The sequence below is a fragment of the Chryseobacterium vietnamense genome, assembly GCF_031454475.1.
Taxonomy (GTDB): domain Bacteria; phylum Bacteroidota; class Bacteroidia; order Flavobacteriales; family Weeksellaceae; genus Chryseobacterium; species Chryseobacterium vietnamense.
The window spans coordinates 745,061-760,886 of record NZ_JAVDQX010000002.1; the positions used below are offsets into that span (position 1 = coordinate 745,061).

The following is a 15,826-nucleotide window of genomic DNA, read 5'->3' on the forward strand; positions in this document are numbered from 1 at the left end:
AGCATTGCTTTGTCATGCTTAACAAGGGAAAGTAGTCTCAAAAGATATAAAACCTTTATACACAAATATTAACTGACATTAGTTTTTAATGTCAGTTTTATTTTTTCAGACCGGACAGGAAGCTATTACTATATTTTACTTTTTACATTGTATAAAAAAAGGTATTTTAGTACTATGAAAATTTATACAAAGACAGGAGATAAAGGTCAGACTGCTCTATACGGCGGAACAAGAGTTTCTAAAGCCAGTGCCAGAGTAGACAGTTATGGAAATATAGACGAGCTGAATTCATTCATCGGGATTGCAAAAAGTCATATCGAAGATCAGGAAGTGCTGAGACAGCTGAAGAAAATACAGTTTGATTTGTTCACTGTAGGTTCAGAAGCGGCAACACCTGTGGATAAGCTGATGCTTGCCAATGGGAAATCCCGCCTTCCGATCATTATTTCAGAAACGGAAATTGAAGAATTGGAACAATGGATGGATGCTTTTGACGAAAAACTGGAACCACTTCAGTATTTTATTTTGCCTGGAGGAGGCAAATCAGCGACTTTTTTACACGCAGCCAGAACAATATGCAGAAGAGCAGAGCGTTCACTGGTATTTCTGAATGAATCCGAAGAAGTACGTCCCGAACTGATTAAATATTTAAACAGGCTTTCAGATTATCTTTTTGTATTGGCCAGATATATTTCAAAACTGAACAATGAACCGGAAGAATACTGGAACCCGAATGAGAGATAGAGCATTACTTTTCATCAATGGAGATGCCCCAAAATCATTACCCAATCCGGAAAATTATGGTTTGATTGCCTGTACAGACGGTGCTTTCCATTATTTGAAAAGAATGGGATTTCCTCTGGATAAGCTGGATTTTATTTCCGGTGATTTTGATTCGCACTCGGGATCAGATGAGGATATGTATGAGGAAAAATTCATCCTTACATTAGATCAGGAAAAAACAGATTTTCACAAAGCGCTGGAAATTATTCAGGAAAAAGGTTTTTCAGAGGTTGATGTTTTCGGAGGAAGCGGTGGCGAGCAGGATCATTTTCTTGGAAATCTTACCGTTGCTTTTGCATTCAAAGACCAGATGAAAATAAAATTTTATGATGAATTCTCAGAATATTATTTTATTCCCCATCATTTTACACTGAAAGGAGTGAAAAATAGAATGATTTCTCTTTATCCGTTTCCATCAGTGAATAACATCACTACAAAAGGACTCAACTGGCCTTTGACCAAAGAAACCCTAAGCATTACTTCAAGAATAGGAACCCGGAATTTCGCTGTTGAAGATGAGGTTTCTGTGGAATATGAATCAGGTGATGTCTTGTTATTTGTAGGAATTAGTGAAATAGAATATCCAATAATCTATTAAAGAATCAATTATCAATAGAAACGGGCTTTAGCCCGTTAGATAAATAAATAAAGTCCATTGGCTTTAGTCAAAACATATTATAAAAAAGGCTATTGAATAAACTAATCAAAATATCAGTTTTCACCATTTCATTATGCAGTATTGTTTCATGCAAAACACAGCATTTTGAAACGCCTGAATATGGTAAAAATGAAACTGAAAAAGTAATTCATGTTAAAAAAGTAACGAATTTCCGGACGGTAGGAAATATTAAAAATACAGAAGGAAGAACTTTAAAAGAGGGAAGGTTTTACAGAAGTGCCCATCTTCATAAGCTTACAAAGAAATCTTTTGATGATATTAATAAGCTGGGAATAAAAGAAATAATTGATCTTAGAAATTCTAAAGAAATCTCTCAGAAACCAGATCAGCTTCCTGCATCGGTAACTTATAAAAAATATTCAGCGTTTGAAGATGAAGGAGACCAGCTGGCTCAGGCCAAAAAACTGGTTCTCAAAGGTAAAGTGAATGCATCTGATGCAGACAAAAGAATGATAGATTTCTATCGTGAGTACGTTACTGAAAATCCGGAAACGATAAAAAGGATTATTACCGAAATTCTGGAATCTAAAGGTCCTGTTCTTTACCACTGTACCGCAGGAAAAGACAGAACCGGGATTACTACCGCGCTCATCTTGACAATTCTGAAGTTCGATAAAGAAACCATTTATAATGAATATCTGCTATCCAACAACTACAGAAAGGATATGGTTGAGAAAAGACTTCGTCTTGCCAATCGCTTACATTTTATCTATCCAAAGATGGATTTACAGGTATTGGAAAAACTGAGCTGGGTAGAAAAAAGGTATCTTGATGCAGCTTTTTGGGAGATCAATAAAAAGTATGGTTCTGCAGATGCATATATTCAGCAGGTATTGGGGATTTCAGAAGCCAAAAGGAATGAATATATCCAAAAGTTTACGTATTGATTATCAGAGTTAAATTTCTACAAGATTCAATATTGGGTGTTTATTTAAAATTATAATAATTTTAACACCTAAAAATGAAAGTTTTTTAGCAATTTTGCATTTCTTAATTCACTTGTTTAGAAATGAAAATAAAGTACTCGGAACTTATTGATCAGACATTATATTTTCCTACTGAGGAATTTAATGTTTCTGAGAACAATTTGTTGTTTCACGACGTTCCACTGATGGACGTAGTTGAACAATTTGGCACTCCGCTAAAGATTAGCTATCTGCCGAGAATTTCTCAAAATATTCAGAAAGCAAAAAGCTGGTTTAAAGAAGCTTTTGAAAAAACCGAATATAGAAAGAATTATACCTACTGCTACTGCACAAAATCCAGTCATTTTAATTTTGTATTGGAAGAAGCATTGAAAAATGATATTTCAATAGAAACTTCTTCTGCTTATGACATGGATATTGTAAAGTCTCTTTATGAAAAAGAGAAAGTAGATAAAAATATTGAAGTCATCTGTAATGGTTTCAAGACTGATGATTATCTGGCAAAGATTTCAGATATGATCAACAGCGGTTTTGAAAATATTACTCCGATTCTTGATAATTACAGAGAATTGGATAAACTTACGGAAAGCATCGATTCTACCTTTAATATCGGAATCAGAATTGCATCAGAGGAAGAACCGAAGTTCGAATTCTATACCTCAAGATTAGGGATCGGATATAAAGATATCATTCCTTACTACAGTCAGAAGATCGCGGAACACCCGAATGCAAGATTGAAAATGCTTCACTTCTTCATCAATACCGGGATTAAAGATACTTCTTACTACTGGAATGAATTGTACAAATGTCTTCGTGTATATGCACGTTTGAAGAAAATTGCTCCTGAAGTGGATTCACTGAACATCGGTGGTGGTTTTCCAATCAAAACTTCTCTGAACTTTGATTATGACTATCAGTATATGGTGGAAGAAATCGTTTCTCAGATCAAAAAATTCTGTGAAGAGGAAGGGGTAGAAGAACCTAATATCTATACTGAGTTCGGAAGCTTTACGGTAGGGGAAAGTGGCGCGAATCTTTATAAAATCATTTCTCAGAAACGTCAGAATGACAGAGAAAAGTGGAATATGATTGATTCTTCATTCATGACCACGCTTCCTGATACATGGGCTATTTCAAGACACTTTATCATGCTTCCGCTTAACCGTTGGGAAGATACATATGAAAGGGTATTCTTAGGAGGACTGACTTGTGATTCGGATGATTATTATAACTCTGAACAGCATACCAATGCGATTTATTTACCTGTTTTCAGTGATACAAAACCTTTGTATATCGGATTTTTCCACACCGGAGCTTATCAGGAAACTATCGGAGGGTACGGTGGAGTACACCACTGTCTGATGCCTCAGCCAAGACACGTCCTGATTCAGAAAGATGAAAACGGTGAATTGCAATACGAAATTTTCCGTGAAAAACAGGAACCGGAAGATGTATTGAAACTTCTTGGGTATTAAAAAAGTCAATTGGCTTTTCGCCAAAACATATACAAAACAAAAGCTCTCAGATTTTTCTGAGAGCTTTTTATTTAAAAATATTTTGAAATTTTATCAATTTCCAGATCTTCATAATCAGAAATCACAGTGTCCGCCAACGTGTAATCCTGATTTTTGGAATGTGGGCTTCTGTACGCTGCACAGAAAATTTTTGCTCTGTGGGCCGCCAGAATTCCATTGGTAGAATCTTCAATCACCATACAGTTTTCCACAGGTTCTCCTGACATTTCTGCAGCTAAAAGAAAAACTTCAGGATGAGGTTTTGATTCCTTTAAATCTGCTCCGCTGATCTTCCCGCTGAAATATTGCTCCAGTCCGAATTTTTCAAAAACCATATTGATGGTTACCATCGTTGCAGAAGAAGCCAGAATCAGCTTGAGTCCGTTTTCGTGATAATGCTCGATCAGTTTTCTTACTCCAGGAATTAAGTCGAACTCATCATCATTATAAAAATAATCTTTGAAATGAGACCTTTTGATTCCTGCAATTGTTTCGTAAGTATGATTTAAATTAAATTCATTAATCAAGGTTTCAGAGACTCTCTTGGTGGATGCTCCGGTAAAAGAGGTATATAATTCTTCGGAAACAGCAATTTCCAATTCATCAAACGTTTTGAAATAAGCTTTTCTGTGTAATGGTTCCGTATCTACAATGACCCCATCCATATCGAAAAGTACAGCTTTTAAAGGCATATTATGAGTTTTGTACAAAAATAGCTATTTGAGTTGAAAGTGGAAAGGGAAGAGGTGATAGATGATAGATGATAGATGATAGATGATAGGTTGCAGGTTTGTAACTCATAAACTCTCCGGCGCTCTTACTCTCCAACTCATAAACTCTTCGTATCTTTGTGGTCATATTTCAATTTTAAAACATTAAAATTTTTAAATAAAGCATGAGAACATACGCAGGAATTCCCGAGGAAAACGCAACGTTAGAGAATTCAAAGGTAATGTTGGTAACGGTTCCTTATGATGGAACTTCAACATGGGGAAAAGGAGCTGATAAAGGTCCGGAATTATTCTTAGACGCTTCTGAAAACATGGAGCTTTACGATATTGAAACTCAAACAGAACCTTATCTACAAGGAGTTTACTTAGCAGGAGAAGTTTCTGAAAATTCTACTCCGGAAGCAATGACGGAAGCCGTTTATCAGAAAACAAAAGAACTTTTGAATCACGAAGGGAAAGTATTTACTTTATTTGGAGGTGAACACTCTGTGTCTATCGGTTCTATCCGTGCAGTAGGAGAGAAATTTGAAAACCTTACCGTTCTTCAGCTGGATGCTCATACAGACTTACGTCCTGAATTCCACGGTTCTACTTCTAACCATGCCTGTGCAGTGTTTGAAGCTAATCAGAAACATAACTTAGTTCAGGTGGGAATCCGTTCTATGGATGCTGAAGAAGCTCAGTATTTACCGGAAGGAAGGGTATTCTTTGCTCACGAGATTGCGAACAACGAAAACTGGGTGAATGATGTATTGGAAAAAGTTTCAGGAAACGTATATATTACTATAGACCTTGATGCTTTTGATCCTTCAATTGCTCCTTCTACAGGAACTCCTGAGCCAGGTGGATTACAATGGTATCCAACACTTGAATTATTAAGAAAAGTATTTGAAAAATGTAATGTAGTAGCATTTGATATTGTAGAATTAATGGATTCTCCAATGGCTAAGCCAACCGCTTTCCTTGCAGCTAAGTTATATTATAAAATGCTTGCTTATAACGATATTTATAACAACAACTAATATTCCGCAAGAATCGGATTTTTTCTGCCGTATATTCTTTGGAAATTTGTGAGGTAAAAACAATAGTATGATGTCCACACAAAGTCAGATAGATTATAACAGAATTGCCAAAGCGATAGAATATATCCAGCGCAATTTCAGGCTTCAGCCAAGTTTGGAGGAAGTGGCAGAGAATATTCACCTGAGTCCGGCTCATTTTCAGAAAATCTTTACAGATTGGGCGGGAACAAGTCCGAAAAAATTTTTGCAGTTCATCAGTCTTGAACATGCTAAAAATTTATTGAAGGAAGAAAAAGCAAGTTTGTTTGATACTGCATATGAGACAGGATTTTCCAGTACCAGCAGGCTTCACGACCTGTTTGTAAAAATAGAAGGAATGTCTCCGGCAGAATATAAAAACGGAGGAAAAAGCCTTAATATCCATTACAGTTTTTCCGAAAGTCCTTTCGGGAATTTATTAGTAGCTTCTACAGAAAAAGGAATCTGCTATATGGCTTTTGAAGACGATAAAGAAAAAGCATTCGGGGAGCTGAAACAAAAGTTCCCCAATGCTTCTTTTATTGAAAAACATGATGCGCTTCAAAAGAATGCACTGTCCATATTCGATAAAGACTGGACAAAACTCAATACGATAAAATTACATTTAAAAGGAACCGATTTTCAGCTGAAAGTATGGGAAAGTCTGTTGACTATTCCAATGGGAAAACTGTCAACTTATGGCAATCTTGCTGAAAAAATAGGAAATCCTAAAGCTTCCAGAGCTGTGGGAACGGCTATTGGAAGTAACCCGGTTGCTTTTCTGATACCTTGTCATCGTGTGATTCAGGCTACAGGGCATCTGGGAGGCTACAGATGGGGAAGCGATAGGAAGCAGCTTATTGTGGGTTGGGAAGGATCCCATATTTACTCGTAGAATATTTTACTACAAAAGGATTCTACAATTATTAAGTTTTGACTAAAGCCAATGGATTAGATTATTTTTGTTAAATGGGCTAAAGCCCATTCCTATTGATATAAAGATTTGTGTCATTTGTGAAAAACATTGGTGCCATTTGTGTTTAAATATAAAAGATTTGTGCCTTTTGCGGTCGAAAATATTAAATTTGAGTTTTATTGATCTGAATTCGTGTTATTTGTGAAAGATATTGGTGTCATTTGTGTTTAATAATAAAAACATGTAATTAAAAATCATGATGAGTCTATTCGAAGAAATATCCGATTATCCCCTTAATATACTTCCACACGATGGAACAGTCCATTATTACGGCAAGGTTTTCTCCAAAGAAAAATCGGATTTTTACTATGATTATCTGCTCAACCAGATTCCGTGGGAGAATGATGAAGCATTAATTTTTGGAAAACTGATTTTAACCAAAAGAAAAGTAGCCTGGTTCGGAGAGAAAGCTTTTGAATATACCTATTCGAAAAGAACAAAATATGCCAAATTCTGGACTCCTGAGCTATTGGAACTGAAGAAAAAATGTGAAGAAGTTTCGGGGGAAACCTACAATTCATGTCTGCTCAATTTATACCACGACGGAAGTGAAGGCATGGCTTACCACAGCGATGGTGAAACAGATCTGAAGAAACACGGAGCTATTGCCTCTCTGACTTTTGGTGCTGAAAGAAAATTTTTATTCAAACATAAAACAACCAAAGAAAAGGCCGAAGTATTCCTTGAAAACGGAAGCTTATTAATTATGAAAGGGACTACACAGGACAATTGGCTTCACAGACTTCCACCCACTACAAAAGTGAATACTCCCAGAGTAAATCTGACCTTCAGAACCATTGAAGAATAGTTTTTTGAGGCACTTTATTCTCAATCTTTGTTACTCCGTAGGAGTCTCAATACTACTTTATCTGACCGTAAGCTAATTACTTTAAATATAAAGATAGCTTACTGTTTCCATCAATAGAAGTGGGCTTTAGCCCACTTATCAAATAAATCAACATGCATCTGGCTTTAGCCAAAACCTAAAAAATAAACTGTAAGTATTCAAAAATAAAAAGCTGTTCGTCTGAACAGCTTTTTCAATTTATTTTAAAACTTCAGCTTCAATAGAGCTGTCATCATATACTTTAATAAACGCTTTGGTATAATCCTCTTTATTGGCAAAATTCGGATTATCCATAAATTTCTGCGGGTTGACTGCAAAAAGCGGGAACCACGTACTGCTGATCTGAATCTGGATTTTATGTCCTTTTTTGAAGGTATGAACCACATCCTGAAGTCTGAAATTAACAGCCGTTTTTTGGTTAGGAACCAGAGCTTCTCCCTTTTCTTTGGTATTTCTGAATCTTGCAGGCATAATTTCACTTCTTACCATCTGGTGATAGTTTCCATAGATCACCCCGTCCTTCTTTTCTGCAGGCTTGAAATCTTCAGGATAAACGTCAATCAGTTTTACTGCAAAATCAGCATCTGTGGATGTGGAAGCAATATTCAGTTTGGCCATGATCTCTCCTGCAAATGTAATATCTTCAGTCAGAACATCTGTAGTAAAGGTTAATACATCAGGTCTTCCTACAGCAAACCTCTGGTCTTCCGACATATAATTTTTTGGAGTGAAACCATTGAAATCTTTTAAATGATCTGAACTTAAAACAGGATTGTCAGGGTCACTGTAATATTCAGAATATCCTTGTCCTGATGATTTTTTCAAAGTTTTATCAGCCAGATAGAAGTTTACTTTCTGAGCATTTTTAGGCGGATAAGAAGCAAATTCTTTCCATTCTTTAGCACCGGTGTCATACATCAGCGCTTCAGGAAGTCCTGCATCTTCTTTAGTATTGCCTTTCAGGTAATGATTGAAGAATTTTGTTTCAATATTTTTCTGGTAATAGGTAGCAATACTATCCCCAAAATACGTTTCACTATGGAAATGTTTTCCCTGTTCCTGAGACCAGCCACCATGAGAGAAAGGGCCCATTACGATCGTGTTTTTGGCTTTAGGGCTGGTTTTTTCGATGGTTTTATAGATATTTAATGGTCCGGAAAGATCTTCTGCATCAAACCATCCGCCAACAGTCATGACAGCATGGTTGATATTTTTAAGATGAGGAAGAAGTCCTCTTTTTTGCCAGAATTCATCATAGTTGGTATGATTCATAATTTCTGTCATGAAGAAATTATTCTTGTAATATTTTTCATATCCGTCTTTCAGCGTACCCATATCTCTGTAAAATTTCAGGCCATCCTCAGAAGTCTGCTTGATGAAAGAATCCATATACCAAGCCTGTTTTTCCGGCTGTGTTTTCTGAACCCCAAAAACCGGGAAGGTTCTGAAATATCCCAGCATAAATCTTCCGTTGTGAAGGAAATCGTCATTCCAGAAATCAGAAATGGGTGCCTGTGGTGAAGAAGCTACCAAAGCTGGGTGTTGTGACAACGTTCCTACAGCAGTATAGAATCCGGGATAAGATGTCCCGAACTGACCTGCTTTACCATTATTGTCCTTGATGTTTTTCAAAAGCCATTCTATGGTATCATAGGTATCTGTACTTTCATCAACATCTTTTTTTGTTTTACGTTCTACCTGTGGAGTCATATTGGTAAAAGTACCTTCACTCATATATCTTCCGCGTACATCCTGATACACAAAAATATACTTGTCTTTCATCAGATAGGCGTTGGGACCTACCTTCGTTTTATATTCACTTTCTCCGTAAGGGGCGATGCTGTAGCAGGTTCTCTGCATCAGAAACGGATATTTGTTTTTGTTTGATATATCTTTTGGGATATACACTGCTGTAAAAAGCTTCACTCCATCACGCATTGGAATATAAAATTCTTTCTTGGTGAAATTATCTTTAACGAAAGTATCTTTCTGTTCCGTTTTCTGGGCTTTTCCTAGAATGAAAAAAAGAATACATAATACTGAAATATGGATCTTCATAAAAAAAATTTGCTGCTAATTTAAAAATAAAAATAGGTTTATCTGTATATCTTGTTTAAAAGGTTAGTGTAAAAACCACCCCGTCAAAAATTCTTTGAATTTTTGCCACCCCTCCGGAGGATGGGAATATTACATCTTCAGTTGTAATGGTGTTCGGGGGTTAAGTTTAGGTTATTCATAAAAAAAGCCGGAAATATCCGGCTGTTGTCAAAAATATATATATAAAAGTATGGTGTTGCATTACTGCATTTTTTTTCCTGCAAACTTATTCAGTTTCATGCTGATGGAAAACATGATATAGCGTTTCAGGATAAGATCTTCACGGTCTTCAAAATAAGAATCGGTGATGGTTCTTCTTACACTTTGATTTTGATTGAGTACATCATAGATTTTCACCTTTGCTGTAAACTGCTTTTTATAGAATGAATATCCAAGACTGGTATTCCAGAAATAAAAATCCTTTTTAAAGCCGGGAGCAATATTGGAATTGGTATTGTATTCAAAATCATTCCCAAATACAAACCTTCCCTGCAGCATATAATTAGTCAGTTCCAGTTTTAAGGATTGATTGGCTGTATTTACATTCGTTACATTGTAATTGGTATAATTTGAAAAATTGTATCCAAGTCTGTAAGAAGGCTTGATGGTCATTTTATCTTTAATCTCATAGATCAGATTAAGACCCGGATTAAGACTATAGGTGTTGCTGGTAAAATTCTGGCCGTCTATAAAACCGTTATTGTAAGCATAATTCATATTGAATCTCGGGTTGATGGTAAGTTTGTTATTTTCCCATTTCAGGGTTTTACTGAAACCTGCACCGGCATTGATGCTTTTGTTTCCGCTTACATTGTCGTAAGTGATCACCTGTTTTCCTGCATTATCATAGGTAGAAAAATTGATGATGTCATTATTTCTGTACGTAAAACCAATATTGAAATAGTAGCTGAGATCTTTTACTTTGTTATAATTACTGAAATAGAGATAAAGATTGTTGGTCCAGGTATTTTTCAAATTTGGGTTTCCCTGATAGGTAATCAAGGGGTTTGATTCATCTTTATACGGAGTCAGTTGTTCTGCGGTGGGAATGGTGAAGTTGGAATAGTTGTAAATGTTTAAGGTTTTTCCTTCACTCAGCTGATAGTAAAGATTGACATTATATTGGGGCAGTACAAAATTTTTCTGCAGATCATATTGCTGTCCGTTATAGATAGAATTTACCTTCATATCTGAAATATCAAGATTCATGGAAGCCCAGAAATTCAGTTTCTTTTTATTAAGCTGGTAGGTGAACTCAGGAGAGATCTGATTAATTCTTTGCTTCATATTGTTGGATAAAAGCTGATTGAATTTGGTGTAATCTCCTGTCGTATTATCAAAATCGTTTACATTTCTCAAATCTCTGGCAGATCTTGTTTCATATTTTACTTCAAAACTTACACTTGAAGAATCGGAGACAGGTTCTGTATATCCGGCAGTAAAATTAAAACTGCTGTTCTGATTTTTATTTCTGGCTAATTGATCCCTGTTGTCTACTGTTGTTCCATTAGGTTGATAGAACGTGTTTTGAGACTGGTTCAGGTTATCTCTTTTAGATTCGGAAATAGAACTGTTCATATTCGCTGAAATCGAACGCCCTTTTTTCTTGAATTTTCTTGAAAAGTAGAGGTATGGATTAAATGAGTTGCTTTCCGAATCATTACTTGAATAAGCATTACTTTCATTCAGAAGACTGCCATTCCTTAAAGAAGAAGATCTTGAATTATTGAAACTGAAGCTGCTGTTTTTTGTAAACCTTGGAGAAAGGTAGATACTTGTCATGGAATCTAATTTAATTTTAGCCGAAGTATCAAAATTGTATTGTTTGGATTCATTTTCTCCGTTACTTTCAGAATTGGTCTGAAGGGTGTAATTGGGCAGAAGGGTAGATCTTGAAACTTTAGATCTTGTTTCCATATTAGAATCAGAGTGCATCAGACTGAAAGAATCCAGGTCAGCATCTTTTCCCAGCTTGTCACTATAGTTTAATCCAATTGTTGTAGACCTTTGAATTCCTTTTGCACCGCCACCCTGGCTATAGTAAGTTACATTTCCTACCGTGGAGACAGATCCTCCCTGCATCATCCAGGCATTCCGGCCATTTCCCATACTGTCAAAAACCTCATCTCTCGAAAATCCCTGTGAATTGATGTTGTTGGAAGAAGCCAACAGACTTATTTTCGTATCTCCTTTAAAATAACTGGCCAGTCCGCTTGCTTCATATCGCTTATCTGATCCATAGCCGACCGTAAGTCTTGTCAGTAAACCTTTATTTTTCTTTTCATCAATATTAAAATTGATGGTGGTATTCTGAGATTTGGCTGCTTTTCCGCTGAGTTCTTCCTCCTTGGTCTTGGTGGTGGTAAACTGAATATTTTTGATAATATCTGCAGGTAAATTCTGAAGGGCAATTTTACCGTCTTTATCAAAGAATGGCTTACCGTTAATCATGATTTGATCTACTTCTTTTCCATTCACGGTAATCTTTCCTTCATTGCTGATCTCTACGCCGGGGATCTGTTTCAGAAGTTCTTCAATTTTACTGTCCGGACGTACTTTGATAGCGGCAGCATTAAATTCAATGGTATCTTTTTTAATTTTTACCGGAGAAACTGTGATTTTTACCTCATCAATAGCATTCACAATCCCTTGCTTCTCCAGCTGAATATCTCCCAGAGATAATGACTGATCTATTTTTTCGAATTTTTTTGAATAGGAAGATAGTTTATCCGCATCAATCTTCAGAATGGAAGGTTCTTTCATTTCATCAATCTTCAGAGAAAACTTACCTTCCTTGTTCGTGGCTGTGTAATTGATAATGGATGAATCTTTTTGTTTCAAAAGATAGACGGTGGCATTTTCTATCGCTTTCTTTTCAGAATCGGATATTTTTCCGTCAATGTGTAGTTTTTGGGCGTGCAGAATAATGACTGTGAACATCAAAGTCAATAGCAACAGAGTTTTCTTCATTAGTTTTTTTTTCAGAGCCGTAAAAATATAAAAACATCCCAAAATTGGGATGTTTCTATGCTTTTTTTGTGAAAATTTATTATTTTTTAATAAAAATTATGCTCTTAAATATCTTGAATAAGCATATCCTTCCTGGCCGTCAGCATTTTTTACTTTCCACCAGTCATCAGAAGTTTGCTCAATAAGCGTTACAGAAGAACCTTTGGCAGCTTTACCTACAACGGCAGCTTCAGTAGAAGGCTCCTGTCTGATGTTAAGATTAGATTCTTCCGTTGCTACTGTTAAAGAAGCTCCTGAAGAAAGACCTGCAACCTGTACATCAATATTGATATCTGAAGCAGAATAAGTAGAATCAATAGCTCCTAAAGCGTTCCATACAGCATCTTTAGCTGCAGTATTGGAAGCATTTCCGGAAACATAAAGAATTCCGTCCTGCTCCTGAACCTGAAGATTGGAAATCCCTGCAGACTGAGCTGCTGAAACTACGCTTGAATATTTATCTTGTAATTCGCTCATCTTAAATTATTTTACGATTAGGTTGTTGTTATACTTTCCGATTTTCAAAGCATCTACAGATTCTTTGATTTTTCTAGCCTGTAGGCCGGAAACATTTCCTGTAAGCGTAAGCTGTCCGTTTACAACTTCTACTTTTACAGAAGGGAAATCCTTCACCGCATCCTGAACTTTTTTCTGAACAGCAGGATCTACAGCAGAAGTAGTTTCCACTGGTGCAGGAGCAGGAGCAGCTGCTATAGTAGACATATCCATTACGTCTTTTACTCCACTGATTGCTTTTAATTTTGCAATCATTGCGTCTTTAGACTGTTGATCTGCGAAAGTACCGCTTAAGTGAGCTACACCTTCTTTTACTTCAACAGAAGCATTGGGATTAGAAGTTACTATAGTTGTAGCCTGAGTCTGAAGGTCGGCATCAGAAACTTTCTTTTTACAAGAAATAGCACCGAAAGATACAGCTACAGCTAATGCAGCCATTGCAATAGTTTTTTTCATATTGTATATTTATTAATGTTGTTATACACTCAAATGTAATAATAAAATTTGTACCAAAAGAATAAAAATTCAATAAATGTTTCTTAATTTTTTTACAATATTTTCTAAACCAGGGTTTTAATTTTCAGGGATTAAAAACTTAATGCAAAATTCAACTCTATAGAATAAAATCGTCTGCCAATTGAAAAACCATTATATTTGCGCAAATTGAACTATATATATGAAAGGACAGAATAAACTTTTTATAGCAATTATCATTGCCCTTCTTCTGGGTGTAGGAATTGGAGGTATTGTACACGTGAGCTATCCGGATAGTGCAGAACCATTTTCTAAAAATATAAAACTGCTGGGAACAGTTTTTATCAGATTGGTACAGATGATCATTGCTCCATTGGTTTTTACGACGTTAGTAGTGGGGATTGCCAAAATGAGTGATATCAAAATGATCGGAAGAGTAGGTACAAAAGCCATGCTTTGGTTTATTTCCGCTTCTCTGATTTCCCTTTTTATCGGGTTGATCCTCGTTAACTGGCTGGAGCCGGGGCATGTCACAAAATTACCGATTCAGGATGTTGCCTCTGCTGATGAACTTCTTAAAAGCAGCAAAAGTTTTTCTATGGAAGACTTTGTAAAACACATGATTCCTAAAAGTTTATTTGAAGCCTTCGCCACCAATGAAGTACTGCAGATTGTTGTATTTGCGGTAATGTTCGGAGTTGCACTGGCTAATTTAGGAGAAGAATATGCTAAACCTGTAGTAAAGCTTTTTGATATCATTGCTCATGCGATCCTTAAAATGGTAGGATATATCATGTGGTTTGCGCCGCTTGGAGTATTGGGAGCTATTGCAGCTGTAGTGGCCACCAATGGGTTTGAAATCTTTAAAGTATATGCTATTTATTTAAGAGACTTCTTCTTTGCTATAGGAGTGCTTTGGCTGGTCCTTTTATTGGTAGGATATTTCATCTTAGGAAACCGTCTTTTTGACCTTTTAAAAAGAATTAAAGAACCATTGCTGATTGCTTTCTCTACCACAAGTTCAGAAGCAGTATTCCCGAAATTAGTTGAAGAACTTGAGAAATTCGGATGTAACAGCAGAGTAGTCTCTTTTATCTTACCTTTAGGATATTCATTCAATCTGGATGGAAGTATGATGTATATGACATTTGCTTCAATTTTCATTGCTCAGATCTACGGAATTGAAATGACTCTTGGACAGCAGATTACCATGCTTTTGGTATTAATGCTTACTTCAAAAGGAATTGCAGGAGTTCCGAGAGCTTCTCTGGTAATTATCGTAGCAACCTGTTCCATGTTCGGGATTCCGCCGGAAGGAATTGCTTTGATTTTACCTATTGACCATTTCTGTGATATGGGTAGAAGTATGACCAACGTATTGGGAAATACACTGGCAACTACAGCGGTTTCAAAATGGGAAGGACAATTAACTGAACCATTAGACAAAATTTAAATATCAATGAGTTTAAATAACTTAAAAAATCATAAAAGCCATATTGAAGAATATGGCTTTGCTGTTATTAATAATGTGTTTTTGCAGAAAGGGTTAGAAGATATCAATCTTGTGCTGAAAAATATTGACACCTCTAAAGAAAATTTCAGAAAGTCTGAAGACCTTTTTGCCATAAGACAGTTTTTAAAAGAAGTTCCTGAAATCAAAGACCTTGTGTTTAATGAAAATATCAGGAAAGTGATAAAGGAAATCTTCGGAGAAAAATATTTTGTAGTTAAAAGCATCTATTTTGATAAGCCTGAAACCTCCAACTGGTATGTAGCTTATCATCAGGATCTGACTATTTCTGTAGATAAAAAACTGGAATTGGCAGGTTTCGGCCCATGGACTACCAAACAAAATCAGTTCGCAGTACAGCCACCACTCAACGTTTTGGAAAATATCTATACCATCAGAATCCATCTGGATGATACCGATGAAAACAACGGAGCGCTGAAAGTGGTTCCACAATCTCATGCAAAAGGCATTTACAGACCCGAGACTATTGATTGGACTGTAGAAACCGAAGAAATCTGCAATGTAAAAAAAGGGGGGATTATGCTGATGAAACCTTTAACACTTCACGGTTCCAACCGAACCACCAATGGAAAGAAAAGAAGAGTCATCCACATCGAATTTTCTGACATGGAACTTCCGGAGGTCCTGCAATGGTCGGAAAGAATGAATTGATAAAAAAATGCCCTTCGAATTTTCGAAGGGCATTTTTATTGCTGGAAGATGG

At 36.2% G+C, this 15,826-nt stretch carries 14 protein-coding genes; 9 read left to right on the forward strand and 5 right to left on the reverse strand.

What is annotated here, in order from left to right:
- The first annotated feature begins 174 nt into the window (after positions 1–174).
- From J2786_RS12675 to J2786_RS12690, 4 genes are all read left to right on the forward strand, one after another.
- A complete protein-coding gene (locus tag J2786_RS12675) occupies positions 175–744 on the forward strand; it encodes a cob(I)yrinic acid a,c-diamide adenosyltransferase (protein WP_047434450.1) in 570 nt (189 codons plus the stop codon).
- A complete protein-coding gene (locus J2786_RS12680) occupies positions 734–1,381 on the forward strand; it encodes a thiamine diphosphokinase (RefSeq protein ID WP_047435877.1) in 648 nt (215 codons plus the stop codon). The genes J2786_RS12675 and J2786_RS12680 overlap by 11 nt, the downstream gene beginning before the upstream one ends.
- Before the next feature lie 92 nt (positions 1,382–1,473).
- Positions 1,474–2,349 carry a tyrosine-protein phosphatase gene (locus J2786_RS12685; protein ID WP_047434448.1) on the forward strand — a complete coding sequence of 292 codons (876 nt, stop codon included), beginning with the start codon at positions 1,474–1,476 and terminating at the stop codon, positions 2,347–2,349.
- A gap of 122 nt (positions 2,350–2,471) precedes the next feature.
- Entirely contained in the window at positions 2,472–3,863 is a 1,392-nt protein-coding gene (locus J2786_RS12690; RefSeq protein WP_047434446.1) for a type III PLP-dependent enzyme domain-containing protein, read from the forward strand.
- A gap of 71 nt (positions 3,864–3,934) precedes the next feature.
- Here J2786_RS12690 and J2786_RS12695 read toward each other — a convergent pair whose 3' ends face one another.
- Complete coding sequence (locus J2786_RS12695) at positions 3,935–4,594, reverse strand: HAD family hydrolase (protein WP_047434443.1); 660 nt, start codon at positions 4,592–4,594, stop codon at positions 3,935–3,937.
- Positions 4,595–4,797: 203 nt separating this feature from the next.
- On the opposite strand from J2786_RS12695, the gene speB reads away from it, so the two are divergent.
- The 3 genes from speB (at position 4,798) to J2786_RS12710 (ending at position 7,457) form a co-directional block, all read left to right on the forward strand.
- Positions 4,798–5,655, forward strand: a complete 858-nt coding sequence (gene speB / locus J2786_RS12700; RefSeq protein WP_047434440.1) for an agmatinase — start codon at positions 4,798–4,800, stop codon at positions 5,653–5,655.
- A gap of 70 nt (positions 5,656–5,725) precedes the next feature.
- A complete protein-coding gene (locus tag J2786_RS12705; protein WP_082002023.1) occupies positions 5,726–6,568 on the forward strand; it encodes a bifunctional helix-turn-helix domain-containing protein/methylated-DNA--[protein]-cysteine S-methyltransferase in 843 nt (280 codons plus the stop codon).
- 280 nt (positions 6,569–6,848) lie between these two features.
- Positions 6,849–7,457, forward strand: a complete 609-nt coding sequence (locus J2786_RS12710; protein ID WP_047434435.1) for an alpha-ketoglutarate-dependent dioxygenase AlkB family protein — start codon at positions 6,849–6,851, stop codon at positions 7,455–7,457.
- Between the two features lie 237 nt (positions 7,458–7,694).
- On the opposite strand, the gene J2786_RS12715 is transcribed toward J2786_RS12710, so the two are convergent.
- From J2786_RS12715 to J2786_RS12730, 4 genes are all read right to left on the reverse strand, one after another.
- The gene (locus J2786_RS12715; RefSeq protein ID WP_047434433.1) at positions 7,695–9,554 is read right to left on the reverse strand and encodes a CocE/NonD family hydrolase; all 1,860 of its coding nucleotides are present in this window, start codon (positions 9,552–9,554) and stop codon (positions 7,695–7,697) included.
- A gap of 240 nt (positions 9,555–9,794) precedes the next feature.
- Positions 9,795–12,563, reverse strand: coding sequence for an outer membrane beta-barrel protein (locus J2786_RS12720; protein ID WP_047435876.1), 2,769 nt, complete (start codon positions 12,561–12,563; stop codon positions 9,795–9,797).
- A gap of 96 nt (positions 12,564–12,659) precedes the next feature.
- Positions 12,660–13,079, reverse strand: a complete 420-nt coding sequence (locus tag J2786_RS12725; protein WP_047434430.1) for an SH3 domain-containing protein — start codon at positions 13,077–13,079, stop codon at positions 12,660–12,662.
- Positions 13,080–13,085: 6 nt separating this feature from the next.
- Entirely contained in the window at positions 13,086–13,574 is a 489-nt protein-coding gene (locus tag J2786_RS12730) for a BON domain-containing protein (protein ID WP_047434427.1), read from the reverse strand.
- A 220-nt stretch (positions 13,575–13,794) separates the two neighbouring features.
- Here J2786_RS12730 and J2786_RS12735 point away from each other — a divergent pair, with 220 nt between their 5' ends.
- Complete coding sequence (locus tag J2786_RS12735) at positions 13,795–15,045, forward strand: dicarboxylate/amino acid:cation symporter (RefSeq protein ID WP_047434424.1); 1,251 nt, start codon at positions 13,795–13,797, stop codon at positions 15,043–15,045.
- A gap of 6 nt (positions 15,046–15,051) precedes the next feature.
- The gene (locus J2786_RS12740; RefSeq protein ID WP_310025444.1) at positions 15,052–15,774 is read left to right on the forward strand and encodes a phytanoyl-CoA dioxygenase family protein; all 723 of its coding nucleotides are present in this window, start codon (positions 15,052–15,054) and stop codon (positions 15,772–15,774) included.
- Positions 15,775–15,826: the final 52 nt, after the last annotated feature.

Coding starts and splice junctions, on each gene's coding strand:
- J2786_RS12675 (WP_047434450.1), top strand. CDS start 175: ATGAAAATTTATACAAAGACAGGAGATAAAGGTCAGACTGCTCTATAC.
- J2786_RS12680 (WP_047435877.1), top strand. CDS start 734: ATGAGAGATAGAGCATTACTTTTCATCAATGGAGATGCCCCAAAATCA.
- J2786_RS12690 (WP_047434446.1), top strand. CDS start 2,472: ATGAAAATAAAGTACTCGGAACTTATTGATCAGACATTATATTTTCCT.
- J2786_RS12695 (WP_047434443.1), bottom strand. CDS start 4,594: ATGCCTTTAAAAGCTGTACTTTTCGATATGGATGGGGTCATTGTAGAT.
- speB (WP_047434440.1), top strand. CDS start 4,798: ATGAGAACATACGCAGGAATTCCCGAGGAAAACGCAACGTTAGAGAAT.
- J2786_RS12705 (WP_082002023.1), top strand. CDS start 5,726: ATGTCCACACAAAGTCAGATAGATTATAACAGAATTGCCAAAGCGATA.
- J2786_RS12710 (WP_047434435.1), top strand. CDS start 6,849: ATGAGTCTATTCGAAGAAATATCCGATTATCCCCTTAATATACTTCCA.
- J2786_RS12715 (WP_047434433.1), bottom strand. CDS start 9,554: ATGAAGATCCATATTTCAGTATTATGTATTCTTTTTTTCATTCTAGGA.
- J2786_RS12720 (WP_047435876.1), bottom strand. CDS start 12,563: ATGAAGAAAACTCTGTTGCTATTGACTTTGATGTTCACAGTCATTATT.
- J2786_RS12725 (WP_047434430.1), bottom strand. CDS start 13,079: ATGAGCGAATTACAAGATAAATATTCAAGCGTAGTTTCAGCAGCTCAG.
- J2786_RS12730 (WP_047434427.1), bottom strand. CDS start 13,574: ATGAAAAAAACTATTGCAATGGCTGCATTAGCTGTAGCTGTATCTTTC.
- J2786_RS12735 (WP_047434424.1), top strand. CDS start 13,795: ATGAAAGGACAGAATAAACTTTTTATAGCAATTATCATTGCCCTTCTT.
- J2786_RS12740 (WP_310025444.1), top strand. CDS start 15,052: ATGAGTTTAAATAACTTAAAAAATCATAAAAGCCATATTGAAGAATAT.